Below are 26,405 nucleotides of genomic sequence, written 5' to 3' on the forward strand. Positions count from 1 at the left end.
AAACTCCCGAAAGCACTTACACTTTCGGGAGTTTTTATAATTTTACCGCATTTACAGTAATTGACCTTGAGATCGCTTATTTCGCGCTTTTACTCGTAAGCCGTTAACTATAAACTATAAGCCGTATTACCTTACAGTAACAACTATAGCATTCTTGATGGCATTTGCAACATCCCAGCTGCCGTTTACCTTTGCAGCAACAGCAACCTTGTAACTCTTGCCGGGTGTCAGGTTCTTAGGAGTTGTGTAGGAAGTGGTGTAAGGAGAAATGGACTGGGTCTGTATTCTCCATCTGCCTGCCAGATAAACTGCTATGCCGTAGTTCTGTGCATTTTCTACCTTATCCCATGTAAATCTGATCTGATGATACTGAGAATTTGATTCTGCCCATACGTTGGTAGGATATGTGTTGGTGTTGGGGTCAGGGTTGGGGCTGGGGTTGGAAGAATATACAGTGCCGCCGCCTGTTGTTACAGAAGAAGCCTTGCCCGATTTAGAACCTGCTGCGTTGTCGATATAGAAATCTGTGAGGCTGTCAGGTGCTTCAACATAGAGTATCAGATCACTAGCGCCGCTTGGAATGGTATATGCCTTGTTCTCCAGCTTTGTCCACACGCCGTTGGAAGCTGTTGCGGAAGCTACCTGATCGTACTGGGTAGTGCCTGAAGAATCCTTGTACTGCATAGTGAGCTTCATTTCGGTAGCAGAACCGCTCATCTGCATAACGCCTGTGCTGAAGCTGTAAGTGCTGCCCGGAACGAATGTGGAAGTGCTCAGCGGGATAGCCGCGCCGTTCCACTCGCTTGTTCTGCCGCTTACAAAGAGCGACTGATTACCGCTGTAGTAGTTCTTGTTATCAAGCGCTACCGAAGCATCGCCTCTGCCTTCCCAGTTGTCATAGACCGACTCGAATGTGCCTGTGAAGAAATCGCCGTTTGCATCAGGCTCAGGTGTGGGTGTAGGTGTAGGGGTGGTCTTGCCTTCCTTGATGGTGCATTTAACATCTGCCTGACCATCGCTCTCCCAGCCTTCAACGTTGAATGCTACTTCGTAGAAGTTGCCCATCTTCATGCCCATAGACTCCCAAGCCTTGAAGTGCTCGGAAATGCTGATGGTACCCGAAGTTCTGGTGTTCTGACGAACGCTGATATACTGTGTGAAGTTCTTGTTGCCCTCGATGGTGTAGGAATATCTGTCACTGGTATATACCTTGTATTCACTGCCATCTATAGTTACAGAGCCCTTATAGTTGGAAGATGGATCCATACCGGGATTCCAGTTCTTCCAGTCTTCGATGATGTAGTACTCGACCAGAGGGTTCTGCGACCAGCCGTAGATGCAGATACGGGAGTTGCCCGAATCGCCTGCCGACCAGCTGCAATCGAAATCACAGGTGAAACCTTCATAATCCTTCCATGTCTTTGGGTTGTTGAGGTCATAGAACAGACCGCGTCTTGCAAGAAAGTTGCCCTTTGAGTTGTTGGGTCCGCACTTCCATGTTGTGCTGAAACCGCCGTCATTATCATGCAGGGTCATTGACGAAGAGTTGGGGGTATCTGCCTGCCAGATCTCGTGGTGGTAATTGTTGTACCAACCAACATCTCTGGTGTTCTGCGGCGATGTGTAAAGCACCTTCTCAGCAGAAACCGTCAGGCTAGTGTTTACAAATGGTGCCACTGTTGCAGGTGCTGTCATCATCATACCTACGATCGCTGCGCTTACAACTCTCTTGATAACGTTGTTCTTCATAAGCATAATTCCTCTCTCTCTAAAATTTGGTTCTAAAAATGAATGATAATACAAAAACAGCAAAGTTTTCCGACAGTTTGGTAAACGTTTACTATTCTTCTATTTGTTAATATTTTATACTTTTCACTCAACATTTTCTAATCATTTTTTGCTGTTTATACAACCGTCACCAACAAAAATTGCCTTCTTTGTGCCTTTATATCCGTTTTTTACACGGAATGTGCAGATAGTACACCACATCAAAGCCGTTAAACAGCAAAAAAAGACCGATCGGTGTGATCGGTCTTTTGCTTTTATTATCAGATCTTTGGCAATTTTGCAAAACTCTTTGCAAGTTCGTCATCGGTGGGGATATAATCAATCATAACGCCGTCATTGTACTTCTGGTACGCCACCATATCAAAGTAGCCTGTGCCTGTCAGACCGAAGAGGATAGTCTTTTCCTCGCCTGTTTCCTTGCACTTGAGCGCTTCGTCGATAGCTGCCCTGATAGCGTGGCTGCTTTCGGGTGCGGGGAGAGTTCCCTCAATTCTTGCGAACTGTGTTGCAGCTTCAAATACAGAAGTCTGTTCAACGCTTCTTGCTTCCATCAGACCCTCATCATACAGTTCTGACAGTACAGAACTCATGCCGTGATATCTCAGACCGCCTGCGTGGTTTGCAGATGGTATGAAGCCGCTGCCCAGAGTATACATCTTCTGGAGAGGGCAAACCTTGCCTGTATCGCAGAAGTCATAAGCGTACTTGCCCCTTGTCAGTGACGGGCAGGAAGAAGGCTCGACCGCGATAAATCTGTAGTCAGCTTCGCCCCTGAGCTTTCTGCCCATGAACGGCGAGATAAGACCGCCCAGATTTGAACCGCCGCCTGCACAGCCGATGATTATATCGGGCTTGATATCGTACTTGTCGCAAGCCGCCATAGTTTCCAGACCTATAACAGACTGGTGCAGCAATACCTGTGAAAGCACCGAACCGAGAACATATCTGTAGCCCTCAGTGTTGACAGCAGTTTCAACAGCTTCGGATATAGCGCAGCCCAGTGAACCTGTTGTGCCGGGGAATTCAGCGAGTATCTTTCTGCCGACCTCTGTTGTGTCAGATGGCGACGGAGTGACATCAGCGCCGTAGGTGCGCATTACTTCGCGTCTGAAAGGCTTCTGTTCGTAAGATACCTTTACCATGTACACCTTGCAGTCAAGTCCGAAATAAGAGCAAGCCATAGACAGCGCAGTGCCCCACTGACCCGCACCTGTTTCGGTGGTAACGCCTTTAAGACCCTGCTGTTTTGCATAGTAAGCCTGAGCGATAGCACTGTTCAGCTTGTGGCTGCCCGAAGTGTTGTTGCCCTCGAACTTATAGTATATCTTCGCGGGAGTGCCCAGCGCCTTTTCAAGGAAGTACGCCCTTACCAGCGGTGCGGGGCGGTACATCTTGTAGAAATCCAGTATCTCTGCGGGAATGTCGATATACGGTGTATCGTTGTCAAGTTCCTGCTTTGCCAGTTCACGGCAGAATATGCCGCTCATCTCATCGAGAGTGACAGGCTTGCCTGTTGCGGGGTTAAGCAGGGGTGCGGGCTTTATCTTCATATCAGCCCTTACGTTATACCACTGTTTAGGCAGTTCATCTTCGCTGAGGTAGATCTTGTAGGGAATGTTTTTGTCCATTAAAAGTCAGTCCTTTCGGTTTAAATCTTTATCACTTTATCATTTTAACACATTTATCCGTCAGTGTCAATGGTGAATGCGAAATTTATATATTCCCATCAAAAGGAACTGACTAATTTGGTGAATATGGTCAGTCATACGACACAAAAAGACACCTCTGCCTTTTACAGCAGAAGTGTCTTTTATAACTTTCAGATCTATTTTGCCGGTGTGATAGCAAGCAGACCATCTTTGTTCAGCCGACCGTTGAGGTCAGCGGTTTTCTTATCGTAATCGACATTGAATACGGCATAGTCTACAGACTTGCCCGATTCTTCATTCTTAATGGAAACGGTCAGTGTTTCAGACTTTTTGCCAATAATATCAAGTGAAATATATGAGCCTGCAACTGCTTCGCCGTTTGCGATGGACTGTGTATAAGCCACATTGCCGTCCTTGTAGACATCGACCGTATATGCGCCATGCAGACCCTCAGGCAGAGGGAGCTTGATGGTCAGCGGTACTTCGGCTGTATCACCTGTTGAAACGAAGATAGTAACCTCAGTGCCCTTGTCTACCTTCTTGTCAGGTTCAATTGACTGATCGATCACCATGCCCTTGTCACCATCGTGCGACATTTCCTTAACGCTTACAGTCAGCTTGTTCTCCTTCAGAATGGTCGCAGCAGCTTCCGGAGTCTGACCAACAACGTTAGGAACCTTGACACCATCAACCATAGGACCCTTGCTGATGTAGAGCGTTACATTGCCGCCTTCGGGGAACTCTGTGCCAGCCTCAGGATCAGTACTTATGATACAGTTCTCAGGAACATTATCGTCCCATGCGGCTCTCAGTACCACGTTGAAGTTCGCTTTCAAAAGCGTTTCTTGGGCTTTTTCACTCTCAAGACCTGTAACATCGGGCACTGTCTGATCGTTACTGCTGCCCGTACCGCTTTCGGGGTAGACATATCGCTCAGTCTTGTCTTCGTCTTTAAGCACTACCACAACATCTTTGATATCATTTGCATAGCCCTTGTCATCGGTGTCTTCGTTGAAGTTTATCTGGAAACTGCGGTATGGGTAGTAGTCAGCTATATCATAAGCTATGCCATTTTTCTCATACAGCGCCTGCACGAATTCTTCGGCAGTTATCACGCCGTCAGAGGTAAGGTCAGTAGGCAGATCACCGTTGTCATAGTCATAGGTTTCGACCATATTTGCGTTAGCGCTTTCAGCGCTGACCTTGACACCCTTTGCCTTGAAACTCTCCAGCAGTTCCCACGCTTCATTATGCAATGCCATAGCATCACCGGAAGAATGGGTCACAAGATCATCTGCCCGACCATCGCTTTCACTATTCTTATTGTCCCTATGGTCAAGCGCATTTTCGGGATAGCTGTAGTAGCCTGTGTGAGTTTCGTCCTCGTAGATGACAACTGCCGCATAATAATCTTCATATTCATCAGGTTCAACTATGACTTCAATATCTGTATTCAGAATGTCTATCTCCAACGGCATGCACTGTTCGTAAAGTGCTTTCATCAGCCGGCCCTTGCTTGTGCTTTCGTCAAAGCCGTTCTTTACGGCTTCTGCCAGTTCATCTCCATTGAATGACAGCGAAGCGCCGCTGAACAGACTTTGTTCTTCGATCTCTGTTACGACCATATTGAACATCGTCTTGGCATTTGCCGCATTGATATTTGAAGGATCATCTATATAATTTAGCTCGCTCTGTTCTTCGCCGCCGTCATATCCGCCGTCAGTTTGCTTTATACCAAAGTTTGTGTATTCATCGGTGTAGAGATTGAATGTCAGTACCGTATCCTGTCTTGCGGAAGGGAGAGTTTCGGCAGCAGTAAAGCCGCCTATGCAGACATCACCGCTCGCTTCATCGAACAGAACGTTTCTGCCGTCGGCAAAGGTGTCCGCAGAAAGCCCCTCAAATGAGAACACCTTTGCCTCAGCCGAAGTATCCTCAAGGTCATAAACGTAAATGTCAACGCCTGCATTATCAGTCATGGGTGCAGCAACAAACATGAATTTGCCGCCCTTTGTGACATAGATATCATCAGGATTTCTGACATTTGATGGGTATACCGCTTCGTAGCTTGTCGTTGTACTTTTGCCGCCATTGACGGGGTAGGCGTAAACTGTCAGCTTGCCGTTTTCATCGGGATACGCAATACAGCACTTATCGTCCGTTGAGAAAATGAGACGATCCGTAGATGTGGATAAACCTTCACCGGAATTGAAATATATCTCTTCACGATAAAATCCGTTAAGATACTGTATCTGCATGTGCAAACCATCATCTTCATCATTGGTATAGCAGAAATGTTCTCCGTTGCCTGCAACCGCAGGGAAAGATATAGTCCCCGATGAACTGCACTCTGCTACTCCCAGTTTTTCGCCGTTCTCCATATAAACGTTTATTGTATTCTTTTCACCATCATAAGACATGCCCGCATAGAACAGCTTGTTGTCTACACCGACTATCGGCGCACCAATCGGGTCTTCGTGGTCGAGTTTCAGTTCAATGTTATCTTTGATAACTTCGAGGTCGGTGTCATATATGGTGCAGGTCATGGTGGTGTTCACGGTGACACCGTATTCGTCCTGTTCACCGTAATTGGTCTTCCACGTAACGAAGCAGTCATCATATACATAAACGCCTGCGCCGTCGGTCTTGACCTCTTTGGTGACTGCATTCTCACTGCCGTCATAGAGGAAATAGCAGAACTCCTGACCGTCAAACTGATAATACTCAGCGCCTTCGCCATTTACCTGTCTTACAAGGAAATTGCCGCTGTTCAGCCGCCATATATCAGAGTTCTTACCGAACTTATCATACAGCGTATAGCCCTGCGGGTCAAAGAAACCATCAAAATCAGCAGGCACACTGCCTACATAACTGCCTGTGCTCTCAGGCTTGCTATCCGGCTTGCTTTGTGGCTTATCGTCCACCCTGTCAAAGCCGCCTTTCAGCAGATAAGCGCCGCCGCCCACTGCCACTACTGCCGCCACAGCCGCCGCCGTGATGCGTCCCGAACGTTTTACTGCCGCCTTGCCGTTTGTAGCTGTTATCTCGCTCTTTGTTATATTATCCGCTGCTGTGATATTTCTGTTATCCATATCATCACCTGTTATGCCTTTCTTTATGCGAGCCTTGACAGAGTCACCTGCCCGCACGTTATCAAACGCGGATCTGATTTTTTCATCAAGCTGTTTATCTGTCATGCCCTCACTCTCCTAACTCTTTTCTGAGTTTTTTTCTCGCTCGGTGTATGTATGAATATACTGTGTTCTCGCGGCAGCCCATAAGTTTTGCCGTTTCTGCGGCGGTGTAGCCCTCGTAAATGTTCAGGGTGACCGCCATGCGCTCCTTTTCGGGCAGGCGCATAACTGCATCAAGAACTTCGTTGTACTGAAAATCCTTTCCTTGTTCTGCTGCTTCATCAAGGCTGACAGCTTTGCGGTGATGCAGTCTTAACATCGACTTGCAGGTATTCTGCGCTGTTACTATCAGCCATGCTTTGGTATGTTCGCCGCTTTCGGGCGGTGAGTCTGTCCCCAGATACTTCATAAAGACAGTCTGCGCCGCGTCTTCGGCATCGGCGGTCTGACCGCGAAAGAACACATAGCATATCCTGTACACCATATCAAAATATTCATCATATACGGCATCAAATCCGCTGACGTTTTCTATCATTGTCAAACCACCCCCTTTAAAGACAGCGTTCACGGGGGAGTGCCGCCGTCTTTTTTCTGGTTTTCTATAAGTAATACGCCCCACAAGGTCATATCCTTGCAGGATAAAAAATTTTTTTTTGAGATTTTTTAGACAAAAATATGACTATCCCTTTAGCACACTGGCTGAAAATGCGGTAAACAAAAGGATAATTGATCGCAGGATATCTTTCCCCCGCCTGCGGCGGGGGAAAGATATCCGCCAACCACTTTAAGTTCTGCTAGATCGCTGTTTTTTGTGGTGTGTCAGCGGGATAACCATAATTTAAAAAGTTGGATCGCTATAGTGTTATATCGGAACTAAAGATAACCTCAACAAAATGTTTCCTTGTCATACAGCACTTTGTAGTGGTGTGCTAAAGGTAAAGAGATAGACCACAGACAAAAATATCGCCCATAAGGACGATATTTTGCGAAAACTTTTTTCAAGTTCTTTCTTTATCAGCATTCTGCCGCCGCACCGCTCAGCATCTCGGCTTGTTCTCAGTCAGCCTGTCTATCACAGGGGTAAGCAGGTCACAGACAAGTATCGCTATAAGCACTGCCTGCGGTACATGCGTGTAAAATCTCAGCACACAGGTGATAGCACCTGCCAGCACGCCGAATGCCAGCTTGCCTTTCCATGTGATGGGTGTGGTAACACTGTCGCCGCCCAGAAAGAACGCCGCCAGCACAGTTCCGCCCGCAAGTATCTGATAGATGCCGTCCTGACCTGTCAGGTAGGAGAACACGAATATCGTTCCCAGAAAAGCCGCAGGTTCATACAGCGAGATGACCCTCATCGCCAGCAGGTAAAATGCACCTGTCAGCAGTGCCAGCACCGAAACTTCGCCCAGACCGCCTGCTACTCTGCCAATGAACATATCGCCGTAGCTGTCAGCCATAGACACAAGTGACAGTGTACCTGTACTCTGCACATCGGCGGAATTTACCACAGGTTCGGGGTAAATGAAGCTGTTTCGGAAGATGAACCAGCAGGCAAGTCGGCTTGCCGCTGCGGGGTTGAGTATGTTCTTACCCAGTCCGCCAAAAAGCTGTTTGAATACCACTATCGCCATGAACGTACCTACAGCGGCTTTCCAGAACGGGAAATTCGCAGGCAGCATGAACGCGAATACCATGCCTGTCACAACAGCCGAAAGGTCATCGGTGGACTTAGGGCGTTTGAGTATCATACCTGACAGCCACTCCCAGAAAATGGCGGTAAGTATGCAGAAGCCTGTCAGCAGCAGTGCGCTTCCGCCGAAGATTATGCCCGAAAGCAGCAGCGAGGGCAGCAAGCCCACCACCACATGGGTCATTATTTTTGAAGTCGATTGTTCTTCCTTTTCAAAGGGCGCTGAGAATTTTTTAAATTCTGCGACCTCAGGTCTGAAATCTGTCATTCTTCATCGCCCCCCTTTCTGTCAAGTATAGTCTTTGCCTTGTCTACTGCATCTTTCAGTTCGCGCTTTGCGGGACAGACATAAGTACACGACCCGCAGCCTATACAAAGGTCGGGGCGCAGCCGCCTGAGTTCGGTGCGTTTTCTCTTTTTGACAGCTTTTTCGATACGCATGGGCATCAGTCCTGCGGGACAGGCTTTGGCGCATCTGCCGCAGCGTATGCAGTTCGTCTGACCGCCCACGACTTTCAGACTGCCCTTGCCGCCGCTTTCCAGCGGTTTCATGAATATCAGTGCAGCGCTGTCGCACTTGCCCAGCGGCAATTCGGGGTCGGTGACGCATCTGCCCGTCATAAGACCGCCGATGACCAGCTTTTCGGCAGGCAGAAGATTGCCGTCAGCAAAAGCGAAGAGGTCTTTCAGCGGTGTACCTATCGGCGCTTCGACCACGCAAGGTGTTTTTACAAGGTCGCCGTCAACAGTCACACGCCTTTTTATGAAAGGCATGCCTGTTTCAAAATAGCTTGCTATGAAAGCCACCTCAGAGGGCAGCAGTATCATGACTTTTTTCTCGGCGGCAGTTTCGTTAGCCTTGATGGGTCTGCCTGCCACATTGTTGACAAGCACCATATCCGCGCCTGCGGGGTGGTCGGGTCTGACCTTTACCACCTCACACTTTGGGGCATCAGCGGCGGTCTTCTCCATAGCATCTACTGCTTCCTCACAGTCGGAAGCCACAGCTATGACCGTCTTTTCAATGCCCATCAATCTGCTTATGAGCGCTATGCCCGCAGTTATCAGCTTTCCGTCATCGAGCATGCACCTGTTCTCAGAAGTGACATACTGCTCGCTTTCCACGCCGTTGACTATGAGCATATCTGCATCAGCGGCGGCGGATATCTTTTCAGCCGCAGGACAGCCCGACTCACGCACTGCGTTTATGAAACTCTCCCTGTCATCGGCACGCGGCACTCTCACAGCGGCATCTTTCTGATTTTCGTCAGCTTTTATGACCACTGCCGTGAAACTGCCGTCATCGGTATCGAACTCTTTTATCTCTTCGACTTTGCCCGACACCGAAGCATGGGCGGGCAGACTGCCGCCGCAAAGCCTGCTTCCTGTCAGCACCCACTGACCTGCCCTGACCTCAGCAGTGCCGTCTTTGGGCAGCGGCACTGCCACTCTTTCGGGAGTTGGCAATGCAATAGTCAGACCATTTTCCGTATTCTTTTCCCTATCAAGAAAAATTCCAAATATCTTCATTTCTGCTCCTATCTTGAATGGGGGCGAAGCCCCCATACCCCCACGCAAGCCTTTTTGCGCGTTAGGCTTGACGCTTCGTTCGCAAAACGCCCCTACGGGTCGTTTTGTTCACTACGGTCAAGGCGCAAAAAGCTCTTGCTCTTTGGCATGTTTTTCGGGCTTTGCCTTGTTACTTATCTTAAATGGGGGCGAAGCCCCCAAGCCCCCAACGCGAGACTTTTGCGCTTCTGCCGACTTTGGCTTTCCGCTCACTCTGCGCCCTACAGTAGCGCCGTTCACTCCAAGCCAAAAGGCGCAAAAGCTCTCGCTCTTTGGCACTATTTTATTTTTTTGTGAATGGGGGCTGACTCGCCCCCAAGCCCCAAACATCAGCTTTGCTGATGTTGCGCTCCGCCGCGCCCGAAGGGTTATCGCTTCGTTCGCAAAACGCCCCTACGGGTCGTTTTGTTCACTACCGCGATAACGGGGCACGGGTCGAACGGCGGTGGCAAGCCCCCGCCCTACAATTGAAAACGCATTCTTCCGAAACGCGCGAAACTTGCGCCCATGTCAATAATTATGAATTGTGAATTATGAATTATAAAAGCTGTTTTGTTTGAACTGTTACAAGTCTGCCGTTTTCGGGGGAAACAAAGGTTATCTCGCCGCACATGAGCGCCTGACCTTTTCGTTTGGTACAGTCGCCGCCGTAGAGTTCATCACCTATCAGCGGAAGCCCTATATGCGCCATATGCACCCTTATCTGATGGGTGCGCCCTGTTTCAAGTATGAATTTCACCAGTGCGCAGTCATCACGCCTTTCTGTGACCTGCCAGCAGGTGGCGGCGAACTTTCCGTCAGCCCTGACACAGCGCAGTATCACCGACTCGCGCTCTCTTGCAATGGGTGCGCAGACTCTTCCGCCGCTTAGTTTTGTGGGCGGTATCAGCCCCATATAGACCTTGCTTATACTGCCTTGCAAAGCGTTGGCGGCAAACCTTGTTTTCGCCACGCAGACACAGCCTGCGGTATCGCGGTCAAGCCTGTTTACCGCCCTGAAAGTCATGCCCTTACAGCGTTGCGCAAAGGCATTAGCCAGTGTATCGCCCCTGTGGTTTATCGACTCATGTACAGGCATATTTGCGGGCTTGTCGAAAACTATAACATCGCTGTCCTCATAAAGAACGGGTACTTTCAGTTCCGGATTTGGGTCGGGGCAGGACTGTTCGGGTTCACAAAGCTGTACTTTCTGCCCTGTACAGACTGTCACTGTCACCCTGACAGCATCGCCGTCAAGAGTTATGCCGCCGCAAAGTTTCAGCTTTGTCAGCAGTCTGCGCGAAACACCTCTTCCGCGAAGCATATCTTTAAGTGTCAGACCGTTTTCTTTCTCGGTGACGGTCAGCGTTCTCACTGATACTTCTTCCATCGCTTTATCATACCCGGAAGTCTGTCATTGTTTTTCTCGCCCAGCATCTCTGACATGAACAGTGCGTAGCTTACCTTAAAATATGGGTACACCAGAAAGAAAGGATACACCAGAAGCATCGCAGGCACAAATCTGACAAAATAGAACAGAAACGACAGGTAGCGCATATGTCTGCCCTCCATCATTTTTACCGACTGGTCACAGGCATCAAAGATGTTTGCGCGGGGATTCAGCGCCATTATATAAGGTGTCAGCGCCAGCGAGATAAAGAACCTTACCGACACGAAAGTCCACACAGCGGTCATGCTGAGGCAGGCGGTCAGTGCAAACAGCGCCCCCGATGTAAGTTCGTTGAGGGTTATCTCCCTCGCCCAATAGTATATGCCGTAAGAAGTCAGCAGCCCCGGCGTTATTACAGTCAGCTTTATGAACAGCTGTATCAGCGAAGCGTAGAATGCGCCGCTGTAAAAGCTGACCGAATGGGCGCTTATGTACATCTTTGTTTCACTCATCCGGTTTCCGATTGCGACATCGAGGAAAAGTCTTCTCGCAAGACCGAAACAGGGTGCTATCAGTGCAAATTCGACTATCGTCTTGCTTATCCAGAAAAGCCATGTGGAGTTTCTGCCTGCCAGAAGTTCAGCCCGACTGTACAGCCATGTGTGACCCATACTGCGAAGCGAGAGATACAGCGTTGATTCACACAGCACCAGCAATGCCGCCAGCGAAAACTGGAAAACCATCAGCGATACGCAGTCACCGCTGTTCAGCGCAAGCCGCTTTGCGGCGGTATGCCTTATATCTTTATAGTCCATGTGGGTCACCTCTTTTTTATGCAGTCAGATATCTTTTGTATACTATATATAATACGTGACTATCCATTCAGCACACCATCTGAAAATGTTATGCTAAACAGTATGATCGGGCGCTGCATATATTCACCGTCTTAACGGAGATCAAATTTGTCATCGTTACGCTTATGCGTATCTCTGCATTTTCTAATATGACTATTCCTTTAGTACACCAACTAAAAATGCGGTAAACAAAAGGATATACGCCAAAAAACTTAAGTTATGTATAGCCGCTGTTTTTGTGGTGTGTCAGCGGGACAACCACATTTTCTAATGATCGAATTCCGACCACCCGATCATGCAAGGCTTGAAATATCTTTACTTATGTGTTATAATAGACATAAATTCTTCCTTGTCACCGATGGGCAGCTTGGCATCTTTTGAATTGCTCAGCATATGCTCACATTCTGCGATGAATGCCCGAAGTTCGGGGTTCTTTTCGGGTGGTAACTCGAAATGGCTGGCATTTATGCTGTGGCTGGCACGTATAAAGCGTGCGATATTGTTCGGGGCGGCAAGAAGAATGTTCTTTACCCGCTCCATAGCTTCATCAAAGCTGAGTGAGAACAGTTTATCGCTGTTGCGGGGGTTTTCGCGGTAGATGGTGCGGAATATCATATACACAACCAGCTTGAGGCAGTTATCCGTACCTGCCACCAGCGCATCCGAGCGGCTTTTGCCCACCAGCATGCTGAGCAGTTCAAGGCTTATGTCAGTACTGCCGCCTGACGGGAAATCGCTCAGGTTATAATCCCTTGTTTCACTGCCGAATATCATGTCATACGGCACTTTATAGTACCTTATCAGTGAGATTATCTGTGCAGTGCAGGCAGATTTCTGACCGCGTTCGAGCGATGACAGAAACGACTGGGAAATGCCTGTTGCTTCTGCCGCCTGCTTCTGGGTAATGCCCATAAGGAGTCTGACACCTCTGAGGCGTTCACCGACTTCCTTAAGATACTGCTGACTTTTTTCAACGTTCATTATAAAATTCAACTCCCGAAATGATGTTAAGGATATTGCTGTGATATTGATAGCAAACAGCGCCGCAGGCGGTATGTTCACTACAGTAGTAAAGTCTTATTGTATACTGCGGGATATTCCCACATTTACATTATACATCAATTTTACCTGTTTGTAAAGGGAAAAGTCATAATTTTTATCAAATGAATGTTATAATATGGAAAAGCCGCTCTGACCATAAGACCGTGAGGGGGAACTATGAGCGCAAAAGAAGTTTTTATCGGAAGATCGTTATACCAAATGCCCGACAGTGTACCGAATGAGCAGGGTGACATGGTACTTTTAAAAATATGACTATCCCTTTAGCACACCAGCTGAAAATGCTGTAAACAAAAGGATAATTGAGCGCCCATACGCCAACCACCTTAAGTTCTGTAAAACCGCCGTTTTTGTGGTGTGTCAGCGGGATAACCACGTTTAAAAATAAGGTGTTTCGGTCCGCCGGAAACAGAGGATCGGGGCATAGATGCCGACGGCAGGTTCTACGAGGAATACTGCCGGTGTGAAGATGATCTATACAAAGACGAAAATTGCCGCAAATATATCACAAAAGAAGAGATGGCAGAAAGAATAAGAAGCGTGCAGGTAATGTTTGAAAGATCGGGTCGATCCGAATGGGCTGAGATCTATAAAAAATTACTTTACGAGCTTAATATGCGGGAATAAAAGGGAATATCTGCTTTGATGTTTTCTTTGCCTGCTTTTGATAAATGCACATCGGACACGATACGATATATAAGTAAAATTTTCTTGTAAGGAGAATGTTAAATGAAAGGATACAGAATAGCATTCATACGACACGGTATGACAGAAGCTAACGAGGACGGCAGGTACATCGGCACGACTGACCTGCCGCTGAGCAGTCTGGGGGCGCAGGAACTTTTTGACAAGCTGGAAACTCTGGATTACCCGAATCCGCAGAAAGTCTACATATCGCCGCTAAAAAGGTGCAAGCAGACGGCGGGGATACTCTACCCCAACTGCTACACTGTTGAACTGGACGAACTCAGAGAGATGGATTTCGGGGCTTTTGAGAACAAGAAAGCAGAAGACCTGATGGACACTCCCGAATACAAGCAGTACATAAAGGGCGGGCTTGATAACCCTCCTCCCGGAGGTGAGTCGGCGCGGGAGATGGTCAACAGGTGCTATGAAGCCATAAAGATAATCATTTCGGACATGATGTATGAGGGTCTGACTTCGGCGGCGGTAGTGACACACGGCGGCATAATCATGAATATGCTCAGCTGTTTCGGTGTGCCGAAGAGAAAGCCGATGGAATTCGCCTGCGATTTCGGTGAGGGCTTTGAGGTGCTGGTGACGGCTTCGATGTGGCAGAGGTCGGAGGCTTTCGAGATACTGGGCAGATATCCTGACGGCAACATGGGGTTTGCTGACGAAGAGGAGTGAGGGGCGCTGTGTGCGCAGCTTCGGCATGATGAGAAAACTGACCGCTGTAAGGCTGTTATTCTCCCGCCGCAGGTATGGCGATGAGATATTCTGCGGTGTGCGGTGAGAGTCAGGCATATACTATTGATATATACGGCGGTACTTGACAAATCATGCAATAAATGGTACACTATAAGTTGATAAATTTCGGGCTTTCGCCCAACGTATAAAGGAGTAGTAGATATGATAGATATCAAGCTGATTAGAACCGAACCTGAACTGGTCAAGGAGAATATACGCAAGAAATTTCAGGACGAAAAGCTGGTGCTGGTGGACGAGGTAGCTGAGTTCGACAAGGAGTACAGAGCCGCAAGAACAAGGGCTGACGAACTGAGAAACCAGAGAAATGTCAAGAGCAAGCAGATAGGCGCTCTGATGGGCAAGGGTCAGAAGGACGAGGCTGAGAAGGTCAAGGCTGAGGTAAATGCTATGGCTAAGGAACTGGCTGACCTGGAAGTTAAGGAAGAAGAACTGGAAGGCAAGATACGCGAGAGAATGCTGGTGATACCGAACATCATCGATGAGAGCGTGCCGATAGGCAAGGACGACAGCGAGAATGTCGAGATAGAGAAGTTCGGTGAGCCTGTTGTGCCTGATTTTGAGGTACCATATCACGTTGACATAATGGAAACTTTTGACGGCATCGACCTTGATGCGGCAAGAGAAACTTCGGGCAACGGCTTCTACTATCTTAAGGGCGATATCGCAAGACTGCATTCGGCTATACTGTCTTATGCAAGAGATTTCATGATAGACAGGGGCTTTACATACTATGTTCCTCCTTTTATGATAAGATCGAGCGTTGTTACAGGCGTTATGAGCTTCGCTGAGATGGAGAACATGATGTACAAGATAGAGGGTGAAGACCTGTATCTGATCGGCACTTCCGAGCATTCGATGATAGGCAAGTTCATCAAGACCACTCTGCCTGAGGCACAACTGCCCCAGACACTTACCAGCTACTCGCCATGTTTCCGCAAGGAGGTAGGTGCTCACGGCATCGAGGAGAGAGGTGTATACCGTATACACCAGTTCGAGAAGCAGGAGATGATAGTTGTCTGCAAGCCTGAGGACAGCAAGGCATGGTATGACAAGCTGTGGCAGAACTCTGTTGACTTCTTCCGTTCGCTGGACATACCTGTAAGGACACTGGAGTGCTGTTCGGGCGATCTGGCTGACCTTAAGGTGAAGAGCTGTGACGTTGAGGCGTGGTCGCCAAGACAGAAGAAGTACTTTGAGGTAGGTTCCTGCTCAAATCTGGGCGATGCACAGGCAAGAAGGCTCCAGATAAGAGTTAAGGGCGAGGACGGCAGCAAGTACTTTGCTCACACCCTGAACAACACCGTTGTTGCACCTCCGAGAATGCTGATAGCGTTCCTTGAGAACAACCTCAACGGTGACGGCACTGTATCTATCCCCGAACCCCTGAGAATGTACATGGGCGGCAAGGACAAGCTGGTGCCTACTAAGTAAGAGATATTAAAAAAGTCATTGACTCGCTGCACTATGTACGGTGGTGCGGCGAGTTTTTTGAGGATAAGTTATACTTTCGGGCGCTGATGCCGTATTTCAGCAGCACCCGATACTTTTTGCTGGGAGAGCAGACCACATGGAAAATTTTGATATAATCGTTATAGGCGCAGGTCATGCGGGCTGCGAAGCTGCGCTGGCAGGAGCAAGACTGGGGCTGAAAACGGCTCTGTTTACGATAACGCTGGACGGTCTGGCGAATATGCCGTGTAACCCGTCGATAGGCGGCACTGCGAAAGGTCATCTGGTGCGCGAGATAGATGCGCTGGGCGGCGAAATGGGCAGGGCGGCTGACAAGACTCTTATACAGAGCAGAATGCTCAATCGTGGGAAAGGCCCTGCGGTACACAGTCTGCGGGCGCAGATAGACAGGGTGGCTTACCACAACCTTATGAAAAAGACCATTGAGGGCACTGACGGGCTGTACCTCAAACAGGCTGAGATAACAGACCTGCTGTTTGAAGAGGACGGCAGGACTGTACGCGGTGTGCGAACACATCTGGGTGTTGAGTACGGGTGCAGGGCGGTGATAATCGCCAGCGGCACTTACCTGAACGGCGAGATACATGTGGGCGTGAACACCTATCCCAGCGGTCCTGATTCGGTACTGCCTGCGAGAAAGCTGTCTGACAGCCTGAAAGAGGCGGGCATGACGCTGAGGCGTTTCAAGACGGGTACTCCCGCCAGAGTTCACAGGCGTTCCATCGACTTTGACAAGCTGGAAGTTCAGCATGGTGATGAGGATATACAGCCTTTCTCGTTCACAAATGAAGTTCTGCCCGAAAACAAGGTGGACTGCTATGTGGCGTACACCAACGCCGAAACACACAAGGTCATCATGGACAACATACATCTTTCGCCCATATATTCGGGGCGCATACATGCTATCGGTCCGAGATACTGTCCGTCCATCGAGGACAAGATAATGAGGTTTTCGGACAAGCCCAGACATCAGCTTTTTATCGAGCCGATGGGACTGGACACAGACGAATTCTATTTGCAGGGCATGAGTTCTTCACTGCCTGTTGATGTTCAGCTGAAATTTCTGCGGACGATAGAGGGGCTTGAACATGTGGAGATAATGCGCAACGCTTACGCCATAGAGTACGACTGCTGTGACCCCACAGACCTGCTCCCGACACTGGAATTCAAGGAATTTCACGGCGTTTACGGCGCGGGGCAGTTCAACGGGACTTCGGGCTATGAAGAAGCGGCGGCACAGGGACTTGTGGCAGGCATAAACGCGGCGCTGAAATTAAAGGGCGAAAAACCGATGGTGCTGGACAGAGCAAGTTCATACATCGGCACACTGATAGACGACCTGTGTACTAAGGGCGTTTCAGACCCTTACAGAATGCTTACCAGCAGAAGCGAATACAGACTTCTGCTGAGGCAGGACAATGCCGATCTGCGGCTGACCGAAACAGGTCACAGGGTAGGGCTGATAGGTGATGAGCGCTACAATGCTTTTGTTAAAAAGAAAGAGCAGATAGACGCTGAGATAAAGCGTGTATCTGCCATAAACATAGCGCCGTCGGAGGTGCTGAACGAGTATCTGGTATCACAGGGGACAGATCCCATCAACAACGGTTTCAAGCTGACACAGCTGATACGCAGACCTCAGCTGAGTTACAAAGGCTTGGCTTTCATCGACCCCGAACGCCCCGAACTGCCCGAAGATGTCTGCGAACAGGTAGAACTGATGATAAAGTACGAGGGGTACATAAAGATACAGCTTGAACAGGTGGAAGCTATGCGAAAGCTGGAAAGCAAGCTGATACCCGCCGATATAGATTACTCGAAGATAGGTTCGCTGAGGCTGGAGGCGGCTGAAAAGCTGGCGAAGATACGCCCGCTGTCTGTTGGGCAGGCGAGCCGTATAAGCGGTGTAAATCCTGCGGATATAAATGTACTGCTGGTTTATCTACACTGATAAAAACTCAGGTGATAACTTATGTTACGATTTATAAAACGACATATCAAGAAAATTATTTTTTCAATTTTTTTAGCAATAGTGTTATGTTTCCTGGGTTCTATTGTTTATAGCTTTCATAATTATTTTTCACTCCATAAAAAAACAACCTTTACCGATCAGGAAACAAAAATCCTGTGGTCAAGACTGGGTATGGATTATGTTGATCTGGATATTAGCGAAGCATATTTTAATTCAAGTCTATATGTTATATCAGAAGGATTTGACAGCATTGATGCGGAGATCGAATATTTAAAACAGTTCAAAGGAAATGAAAATGTCCATAAAGACGTTACCTTCGATATAAACACCGCAACTGGTCATAATGACAAGACCGTTTATGAAATATACGATATAAAATGTGCTGATAAAGGATATTTTACTGATTGTTACACTTACGAAGAAAACGGAAAATACTACCTGGAATTTTATGTTCGAGAAGCCAGAGGTCGTGATTTAAATGAGATGTTTGGGTTTTATAAAAAATAATTCGGTATATGATAAAGATACAAAGCCTTATTTAAAAAACGACATATGACGATAGGAGATAACTTATGTCACGATTAATAAAGCAGCACTATAAGAAAATTATTGCTTTAGTAATAGTCTTATTTCTTCTGGTTTCTCTTGGTATTTTTGCTTATAGTGCGGATAAATATTTTAAGCGTAAAACAAAGCTTCATGAAAAAACAACGTTTACTGCTCAAGATATAGAATACTTATGGTCGGAACTGGGATTGGAATATATTGATTTGGATATAAGCAAAGCATATTTTAACAGCGGCGGTGACCTATATGTTATTTCAGAAGGATTTGACAGCATCGAATCGGAGATCGAGTATTTAAAACAGTTTGAAGGAAACGAAAAAGTCGAAGAAGGCGCTGCATTAGAGCATAATCACAAAGGAGATGTAGTTTCTGAAATATTCAATATAAAATGTACTAATAATATAAATTGTTTCACTTACGAAGAGAACGGAAAATACTACTTGGAATTTCATAATGTTTATGCCGGAAGTAACAAGTTATATGAGATGTTTGGTTTAAAGACGAACAACAGTGACGACTGATCTGTAAATTTTCAGCAAAAAAAGAGCCTTTTTTAGGCTCTTTTTTTAGTTTATCAGCTTTATCTCGGTGTCGGCGGTGACTTTCAGGGTCAGTGTGCCGTCATATTCGGCTGACTTGCCGCCTGCTGTGACCTGCCACTTTGCGTCATCGGCGGCGGTGAGGATCAGTTCACTGCCTGCGAAATATTTGCCGCTGAAACCGTCTGAAATATCAAGACCGTTCAGCTTTGCGCTGCCGCCCTTTACCGTTATCTTCTTTGGGGCGGTGAGCGAAAACTGCGCTGACAGGTCGGCTATGATGCGCGGCTGCCTTGCGGCAAAGAAATCGGTCATGCGCCTTATCATCGGCTTTGACGAACCTTCGACTGTGCGGTGGGTGGGGAAGCGCAGGTAGTAGGCTTCCATTTCTGGCAGGTATATATCGGAATATCTCTGCTGATATTCGCTGACGCGCTCTTCGGTGAAAACTATATTCGACATATCCATGATGCGGGTGGTCAGCTTACTGCGGAAGTCATCGTTTTTCAGCAGGCTGAGTATCATTTTGACCATCGGCTTGTAGGACTTGCTATGCAGATACTCGAAGTAATCGAGTTTGGCATTGTTCATGTTATAGTGACAGGCACAGCTTTCGGTATCAAAGAAGAAAAAGCGCCATTTGCTGTCAAGTTCTCTGCTGCGCCAACAGCCGTAGTTGTTCTGCGGCCAGTCATCATTAAAAATATACATTTCGGCGGCGCAGTAGTCGATGAAAGTCTCCATATCGAGAAGTTCGCAGACGCGGGCATAGTTTTCGGCTTTTGACATATCATTACCTATAATGAAACTCTGCATATTTTTAAAGCTGAGTTCGTCCACCGCAAGACCCTCGTCAAGCGTACCGTTTTTATAGATGGCAACGGTATCGCTGTCAACATCGTAATGACGGGCGAAATACTCCTGTGAATAGTCCTCTTGCAGAGTGTACAGCCCCCAGTATTCACCGTCTATGAAAAGCACGCACGCCCTGCCTGTCTGGGTGGCAGGTGAAAGGCATGATGCCATATCCTGCACCATGATGTCTTTATATTTAAGGAAATTCGAGTCATTGCCGCCGTTGCGCAGGACAAAAGTTTTAAAGCTGTCGGCAGGCTGACCGTCCGAGTCGGTGAGTTCCTGCCAGAAAGGGTAATCGAAAGTATCTTTGCCGTAGGTCGAACGGGCGTAGAATCTGAAAGACTTCTGATAATCAGCCCTTGACCAGCCGCCCTGTATGCGCATGCCTGCGTCCTGAGTGAATTGCAGTGTGCCGTCACTCTCGAAGAACTGGAGGGTACATTCACGCTCCCAATCTCTGCCTTTTTGGTTATAATTAGCGGGGATAGAACCGTTATAGAGGTGGTCAGGTTCGGTGGGGTAGTAGTCTTCATAGACCTTGCCGCGCGTATAGATACCTGTTTCGTGGTCATATAGGGCGGCGGGGTCGGTGACGAGGGATATCATTGGCAGACCGCTGTGGTCGGCGGGGGAAAGCCCCACCATGTAGGTCGCGGTGCTGACATGCCCCCACTCGCCGTCAGAACTTTTTGCACAGGCGCGGACGACTGTGCCTTTATCAACATTTTCGTCCTTAGGTGCTTCCACCTTGCCTTTGCGGTATTCAAGCTGTATCTTCATGGGGTCTTCGGCGGAGAGGACATTCTTCTCACCGCGCCTGTCCTTTACATCAATGGCAGAAGTATACAGCTTTGCAGTGGAAGAGGTGCGGGGGTCTGTGCCGTCAAGGGTATAATAGATAGATGCTGAATTTGCCGCAGAGAGTTCCAGCGAAAATGGTTTTGGACAGTAGCCGCTTTCAGCCGAGAAAGTGACCTGCGAAGCGCGGGCATCTTCCGCATTGGCAGCACAAGGGGTAGGTGTGGTGATGTACACACCGCCCTTGCCCGCACATACGGTCGAACCTTTTGAAGTGGGTTCGGTAGTTATTGCATCGATAGTGCGAAAACCGCTTTTCAGCGTAATGGTACAGCTTTCGGCTTTGGGTATCTTGAAATCGACGCTTGGCACTGAATCATCGGCAAAGCCTTTTTTGGAACAGTACACCAGCATGTAGCCGCCTGCGGGTATTTTTCCGCCGCTGATGGCGCATTCGGCTTCATCATCGCGGCAGAGGGTATAGCGCTTAAGGCTGACAGCATGTTTAGTTGGGTTATATAGTTCTATCCAGTCGCAGAGTGCGCCTTTATTATCGGTTTCGGAAGCGGCGGGGAATTTGCCGTCATTAACGGCACAGACCTCGCTTATGACCAGCTTTGGTGGTGCGGTAAAGATAAGTATGCACAGAACTGTCAGCAGAATGGCTGTCACAGCGACTATCGTACAGATACGTAGTTTTCTTATCCTGAGTTTTTCTGACATGGGGCGCACCTCCTTTTTGAGATATCGGTCAGGGCACAAAAGTTTGTGGGCGGGCGGGCGGGGCTTGCAATGTTTCAGAGAATGGCAAGGGTCATACGCAGAAACTTTCCGCCATTACGCACACTGTTTTTATTATACTAAATCACAGTGCAAATGTCAATCACAGGAAATTAAGTTTTTTCGGTATTTTACATGCGCAAACTGACATCTGCATCTATGCACTGCATCGTTAAAATATTAACGATGCCTGAGTTCAGAGGAAAATTTTCTTAAATTTCTTAAATTAATCTTACTTTTCATTGACAGATACGTTTATTTGTACTATAATAAATGTATAGAGAAAAAAATCAAGTGTGGACACGCACAGGGGACAGCAGACATATCAAATAGAAGAATTTGTCTGTATAACAACTATTTTTTCAGAGCAGTTTGCTGCCCTGTTATAATACTGAACGCTTTTTTATGATACTGCGACGTTCGGTATATGGCTTACGGCATATTATAGTAAAAGACATAAAAAAATTTCCCGTAAACCGACCGCACAGCCTGCGATATACGGCTCTGTGTTCGGGATATGAGTGAAAATTTATGTCGGTTGCTATATCTCACCTTTACGTAAGGTAAGGCTGGTGTCGTCTGCTATGAGTGCGCTTATGCAGATTTTTTTATTTTTTTCAATTATTTTTAGGAGGAATAATTTTATGTCAAAGGCAAGCTCGATAGGTAAGGCAGTGGTCACGCTGCTGGTCATCGGTGGAGTGGGCTTCGGCGGCTGGAAGCTGTACAAAAGCTACGGCAGCAGTGAAGCTGACAGCAGCGACAAGGTCTATGTGCAGAAGGTATCGAATGTTAATACTGTAACAAGCGCTGACCTTTTCGCAAACAGTTTTTCGGGAGTCATAGTCGCACAGAAATCGGTGGACATAAAGTATGACAGCAGCAAGACTGTCGGTGAGGTACTGGTGGCTGAGGGCGACAGCGTAAAAAAGGGTGACAAACTTCTGACTTACGATACTGAGGCTATTCAGATAGACATTGATACTGCCAAGCTGGAAGTAGAAAAGCTGGAAAATGATATCGCAACAAATGAAGATCAGATAAAGCAGTATGAAGAGGAAAAGAAGAAAGCCAACGAGGACGCGGCTGTTTCCTACACGAACCAGATTTTGCAGCTGCAAAGCGACATCGCACGAAGCAAGTACGATATCAAAGCAAAAAACGTTGAGATAACAAAGCTGGAAACTTCGCTGAAAAATGCCTACGTGGTCGCACCTATCGACGGCACTGTAAAGGACTTGAAAGACCCCAATTCTTCGGTAAGCAGCAATGACTACTACAGCTACAACGACAATGCTGATGTTATAATGAAGCTGACTGCTGAGGGCGACTACAGAGTAAAGGGCGTTTTCAACGAGCAGAACCAGAATTCCATCTATCAGGGGGCTGAGGTCATACTCAGAAGCAGAGTGGACGACACCACATGGAACGGCACTGTGACAGAGATAGACACTTCTCCGCAGCAGAACAACGGTGAGGGTGATGAACAGTCAAATTCATCAAAGTATGCTTTCTATGTTGAGCCTGAGTCGCTGGACGGCTTCATGCTGGGTCAGCACATACTTATCGACACTGACAGCGGCAGTGATGTTGAGAAAACAGGCATATGGCTGTATGAAGATTTTATACAGAAGGACGGCGAAAAGTCTTTCGTATGGGCTAAGAAAAGCGATAAAGATGTTATCGAGAAGCGCTATATCACCATCGGTCAGACTGATGAGGACTACGGTGACTGCGAGATAACCGATGGTCTTTCCACCGATGACTACATAGCTTACCCTGCTGACTACATCAAGGCAGGTCTTACAACTACCACCAACTCTTCCGACAAGGATATTCCCGAAAATGATATCGGCGGCATGGACGATGAAGGCGGCATGATGACGGAAGATGAAGGCATGATGGAAGAAGGCATGGACGAAGAGGACATGGGCGGCGAGAACGACTTTGTGATGAATGATGACGGCAGCTACTCGATGACCGATGAAAACGGAAACACTGTTGAGGTACGTACTGACGGCTCAGGTGTGATAACCTCACCTGACGGCGGTGTGGTAGAAGTTGACAACGAAGGCAACTGCATACGCGGCAGCATCGATGAAGAAACCGGCGAGTACATCTTCGACTACAGCGGCGAGTCTGCTGAGAGTGAAGAGGGTGCCGAAAACGGCGGTGCTTCTGCATTTGAAGAGCTTTACGGCATCACTGAAGAAGAGTTCAATGCCATGACACCCGAAGAACTTGATGCTTTCATGAAAGAGCATTACAATAATTAAGAGGTGCAGGCAGATGGTATTTGAACTAAACAATATTTTCAAGGACTACATGCAGGGCAAAGAACCTGTGCCTGTGCTGAAAGACATCTCGCTGAGCGTTGATGACGGCGAGTATGTGGCGATAATGGGTCCTTCGGGTTCGGGCAAGAGCACACTGATGAACATTATCGGCTGCCTTGACAAGCAAACTAAGGGCAAATTCATTTTTGACGGCGCTGACATAATGAAGTGCAGTGACAGACAGCTGTCGGATATACGCAACATGAAAATAGGTTTCGTTTTCCAGAACTTCAACCTGCTGCCAAGACAGTCGGCGCTGGAAAATGTTGAACTGCCGCTGCTGTATGCGGGTTTTTCAAGGAGAAAGCGCCGCGAGATGGCTAAGGAAGCACTGAAAAGAGTGGGTCTTGAGGAGAGAATGAACTTCAACCCCACACAGCTTTCGGGCGGACAGAAGCAGAGGGTCGCCATAGCGAGGGCTATAGTGAACAAGCCGAAACTTCTGCTGGCTGACGAGCCTACAGGTGCGCTGGATACAAAGTCGGGCGACGATGTTATGGAGTTGTTTGAAGAACTGAACAATGACGGCGTTACCATAGTGATGATAACCCACGAACCTGAGATAGCTGAACATGCAAAGCGGGTAATGTATATCCGTGACGGTATGCTGCACAGCGGCGCATTCAACAGCCGCATCAAAAAGGAGGAGAACGAGGAATGAAAAAACTGATAATTTTTCTTCTCTGCGTCGGTATCATCGGCGGGGGCGGCTATTTCGGTTACAAGAAATATATGGACAACAAGAAAAAGTCTGTTGTGGTCGATGTGGTGCCTGTCAGCATGATGATGCAGCCTGCGGAATGGTTTGAGTATTACAACGAATCAACTCGCGGACATGTAGTGGCATCAAATTCGCAGAGAGTATTCATCGACACACAAAAGCTGGTAAAAGCTGTATATGTGAAAGAGGGTCAGGAAGTCAAAAAGGGCGACCCGATACTTGAATATGACATGACTGTGGTAGAACTTGAACTGGCACAGAAAGAAAATCAGGTCAACATAGTTGAGCATGACATAAAGATGGCAAAAAAAGAACTTGAAAAGATAAAGACCTACAAGCCGTCTGAGGACGCGCCAAAGCCGCCTGAAATGGACTTTTCGGATATGTTCGGCTTTGATGACGAGCCTGATGATATCGAAATGCCGATGCTGCCCGATGATATGGAACTTCCCGACATGCAGCCCGAACCTCCTGCTTCGATAGTGACTGATGTGGTAAAGCCCGCATTCACACCTGCGGAGGGCAACGGTACGGTCGAAAGCCCGTACATAATCAACTGCACGCAGGAAGCTGAGGTATCAAAAGAGTTCATGATGAGGCTGGCTGCCGAAAAGAAGTGCGCTGAGATATGCGTATACAGCAGCGACCTGCTGTACCTCTACAAGTGGATAATAGTACCCGCTGAGGATACAAAGATGAACGAGTTTGAAAACTGGAAAGTCGCTGACGGCATAACCATCGATGAGATGGGGCAGGCTTCCATCGACACATCGGTGAAGCTATACGGCAAGCTGAGTTTTACACAGCCCACCAGCAAGAAAAATGCTGACAAAGTTCCCGATGAGCCTGATATCATTGACAAAGAGCCGACCCCCGAAGAGGACGAGAGCGGCTTCAACTATCAGGACTATGACCCTGATGACTACTACATCGACCCTGACGGCACTGACTATGTTTACTCGCGCGACGCCATCAAAAAGCTGATAAAGGAAAAGGAAACCGAGATAAAAGAACTGGAGATGAGTCTGAAGACTGAGAAATTCGAGTTGGAAACTGCCAAAAAGCGCAAGCAGGACGGCAAGCTATATGCTGAGATAGACGGCTTTGTCAAGAAGATAGGCAAGGCTAGCGGCGAAGCAGAAGAGGTCGCAGAGGAGGAAGAAGAAGAGTTCGATAATGAAGATCTCTACGAAGAGCCGTCACCCGATGACAATGCTTTTGCAGTTATCGAAGGCGAGGGCGGCAGTGAAGTGGTATGCGAGATAAGCGAACTTAATCTCGGCAGCGCGAAGGCGGGCAGCACCATAACTATAAATTCATGGCAAACCGGTGCTACGGGCACTGCGGAGATCACCGGCATAGACACCGAACCTATCACATACAATACTGATGGCTGGGGCGAAAATCCCAACAATTCTACTTATCTGGTACACGCAAAGATCACTGAGGGTGCTGACGATTTCTCCATCGGTGAATGGATAGATGTGAAGATGACAGGTTCACCCGATGACAACAGCAATACATCAGGCTCGGTATACATTCCGATACACTATGTACACCAAGAAGGCGGCGACTACTACATCATGAAAGCTGACGAAGACGAAAGGCTGAAAAAGCAGTATATCAAGGTAGGACAGATAATGTACGGCATGTTCATAGAAGTAAAGGGCGGCATAAGCTCTAAGGACAAGATATGCTTCCCATTTGGCAAAGATGTAAAAGAGGGCGCAAAGACGAAGGAAACGACAGAGGTACTTACGCCTGAGAACACAGACTTCTACTACTGATAAGGAGGCAATT

General features: G+C 47.8%; 19 protein-coding genes. 9 read left to right on the plus strand and 10 right to left on the minus strand.

Annotation, left to right across the window (positions count from 1 at the left end; all coding sequences use genetic code 11):
* Positions 1-126: 126 nt before the first annotated feature.
* From CUS_RS18435 to CUS_RS02495, 9 genes are all read right to left on the minus strand, one after another.
* Positions 127-1,749: a glycoside hydrolase family 11 protein gene (locus CUS_RS18435; protein ID WP_002847376.1), complete on the minus strand. Its 1,623-nt coding sequence runs from the start codon at positions 1,747-1,749 to the stop codon at positions 127-129.
* 299 nt (positions 1,750-2,048) lie between these two features.
* Positions 2,049-3,416 carry a TrpB-like pyridoxal phosphate-dependent enzyme gene (locus tag CUS_RS02455; RefSeq protein ID WP_002847354.1) on the minus strand — a complete coding sequence of 456 codons (1,368 nt, stop codon included), beginning with the start codon at positions 3,414-3,416 and terminating at the stop codon, positions 2,049-2,051.
* A 197-nt stretch (positions 3,417-3,613) separates the two neighbouring features.
* Positions 3,614-6,634: a PASTA domain-containing protein gene (locus CUS_RS20320; protein WP_002847358.1), complete on the minus strand. Its 3,021-nt coding sequence runs from the start codon at positions 6,632-6,634 to the stop codon at positions 3,614-3,616.
* 4 nt (positions 6,635-6,638) lie between these two features.
* The gene (locus CUS_RS02465; protein WP_002847377.1) at positions 6,639-7,106 is read right to left on the minus strand and encodes an RNA polymerase sigma factor; all 468 of its coding nucleotides are present in this window, start codon (positions 7,104-7,106) and stop codon (positions 6,639-6,641) included.
* A gap of 502 nt (positions 7,107-7,608) precedes the next feature.
* Positions 7,609-8,529 (minus strand): RnfABCDGE type electron transport complex subunit D, encoded by a 921-nt coding sequence (locus CUS_RS02470; protein WP_002847360.1) that lies wholly within the window; start codon positions 8,527-8,529, stop codon positions 7,609-7,611.
* Positions 8,526-9,791 carry a 4Fe-4S dicluster domain-containing protein gene (locus CUS_RS02475; protein ID WP_002847370.1) on the minus strand — a complete coding sequence of 422 codons (1,266 nt, stop codon included), beginning with the start codon at positions 9,789-9,791 and terminating at the stop codon, positions 8,526-8,528. Before CUS_RS02475 ends, CUS_RS02470 begins: the two co-directional genes overlap by 4 nt.
* 577 nt (positions 9,792-10,368) lie before the next feature.
* Entirely contained in the window at positions 10,369-11,199 is an 831-nt protein-coding gene (locus CUS_RS02485) for an RluA family pseudouridine synthase (protein WP_002847371.1), read from the minus strand.
* Complete coding sequence (locus CUS_RS02490) at positions 11,181-12,014, minus strand: hypothetical protein (protein ID WP_002847350.1); 834 nt, start codon at positions 12,012-12,014, stop codon at positions 11,181-11,183. Before CUS_RS02490 ends, CUS_RS02485 begins: the two co-directional genes overlap by 19 nt.
* Positions 12,015-12,368: 354 nt before the next feature.
* Positions 12,369-13,034: a helix-turn-helix domain-containing protein gene (locus CUS_RS02495; protein ID WP_002847385.1), complete on the minus strand. Its 666-nt coding sequence runs from the start codon at positions 13,032-13,034 to the stop codon at positions 12,369-12,371.
* An 807-nt stretch (positions 13,035-13,841) separates the two neighbouring features.
* Between CUS_RS02495 and CUS_RS02500 the strand changes: the two genes are divergently transcribed.
* The 6 genes from CUS_RS02500 (at position 13,842) to CUS_RS20160 (ending at position 19,094) form a co-directional block, all read left to right on the plus strand.
* Positions 13,842-14,483, plus strand: a complete 642-nt coding sequence (locus CUS_RS02500; protein WP_002847380.1) for a histidine phosphatase family protein — start codon at positions 13,842-13,844, stop codon at positions 14,481-14,483.
* A complete protein-coding gene (locus CUS_RS20610; protein ID WP_002847359.1) occupies positions 14,464-14,589 on the plus strand; it encodes a hypothetical protein in 126 nt (41 codons plus the stop codon). The genes CUS_RS02500 and CUS_RS20610 overlap by 20 nt, the downstream gene beginning before the upstream one ends.
* A 116-nt stretch (positions 14,590-14,705) precedes the next feature.
* The gene (gene serS, locus CUS_RS02505) at positions 14,706-15,995 is read left to right on the plus strand and encodes a serine--tRNA ligase (protein ID WP_002847365.1); all 1,290 of its coding nucleotides are present in this window, start codon (positions 14,706-14,708) and stop codon (positions 15,993-15,995) included.
* A gap of 136 nt (positions 15,996-16,131) precedes the next feature.
* The gene (mnmG, locus tag CUS_RS02510) at positions 16,132-17,985 is read left to right on the plus strand and encodes a tRNA uridine-5-carboxymethylaminomethyl(34) synthesis enzyme MnmG (RefSeq protein WP_002847375.1); all 1,854 of its coding nucleotides are present in this window, start codon (positions 16,132-16,134) and stop codon (positions 17,983-17,985) included.
* Positions 17,986-18,006: 21 nt separating this feature from the next.
* Positions 18,007-18,513, plus strand: coding sequence for a hypothetical protein (locus tag CUS_RS02515; protein ID WP_037276240.1), 507 nt, complete (start codon positions 18,007-18,009; stop codon positions 18,511-18,513).
* A 65-nt stretch (positions 18,514-18,578) separates the two neighbouring features.
* Entirely contained in the window at positions 18,579-19,094 is a 516-nt protein-coding gene (locus tag CUS_RS20160) for a hypothetical protein (RefSeq protein ID WP_037276242.1), read from the plus strand.
* A 45-nt stretch (positions 19,095-19,139) separates the two neighbouring features.
* Here CUS_RS20160 and CUS_RS02525 read toward each other — a convergent pair whose 3' ends face one another.
* Positions 19,140-21,491: a CotH kinase family protein gene (locus tag CUS_RS02525; protein ID WP_002847372.1), complete on the minus strand. Its 2,352-nt coding sequence runs from the start codon at positions 21,489-21,491 to the stop codon at positions 19,140-19,142.
* 701 nt (positions 21,492-22,192) lie between these two features.
* On the opposite strand from CUS_RS02525, the gene CUS_RS02530 reads away from it, so the two are divergent.
* The 3 genes from CUS_RS02530 to CUS_RS02540 are packed head-to-tail and all read left to right on the plus strand — an operon-like array spanning position 22,193 to position 26,392.
* A complete protein-coding gene (locus tag CUS_RS02530; protein ID WP_002847383.1) occupies positions 22,193-23,824 on the plus strand; it encodes an efflux RND transporter periplasmic adaptor subunit in 1,632 nt (543 codons plus the stop codon).
* Between the two features lie 13 nt (positions 23,825-23,837).
* Positions 23,838-24,545, plus strand: coding sequence for an ABC transporter ATP-binding protein (locus CUS_RS02535; RefSeq protein ID WP_002847386.1), 708 nt, complete (start codon positions 23,838-23,840; stop codon positions 24,543-24,545).
* The gene (locus tag CUS_RS02540) at positions 24,542-26,392 is read left to right on the plus strand and encodes a biotin/lipoyl-binding protein (RefSeq protein WP_002847347.1); all 1,851 of its coding nucleotides are present in this window, start codon (positions 24,542-24,544) and stop codon (positions 26,390-26,392) included. The genes CUS_RS02535 and CUS_RS02540 overlap by 4 nt, the downstream gene beginning before the upstream one ends.
* Positions 26,393-26,405: the final 13 nt, after the last annotated feature.

The organism is Hominimerdicola alba 8, assembly GCF_000178155.2.
In the GTDB taxonomy this organism is placed as follows: domain Bacteria; phylum Bacillota; class Clostridia; order Oscillospirales; family Ruminococcaceae; genus Hominimerdicola; species Hominimerdicola alba_C.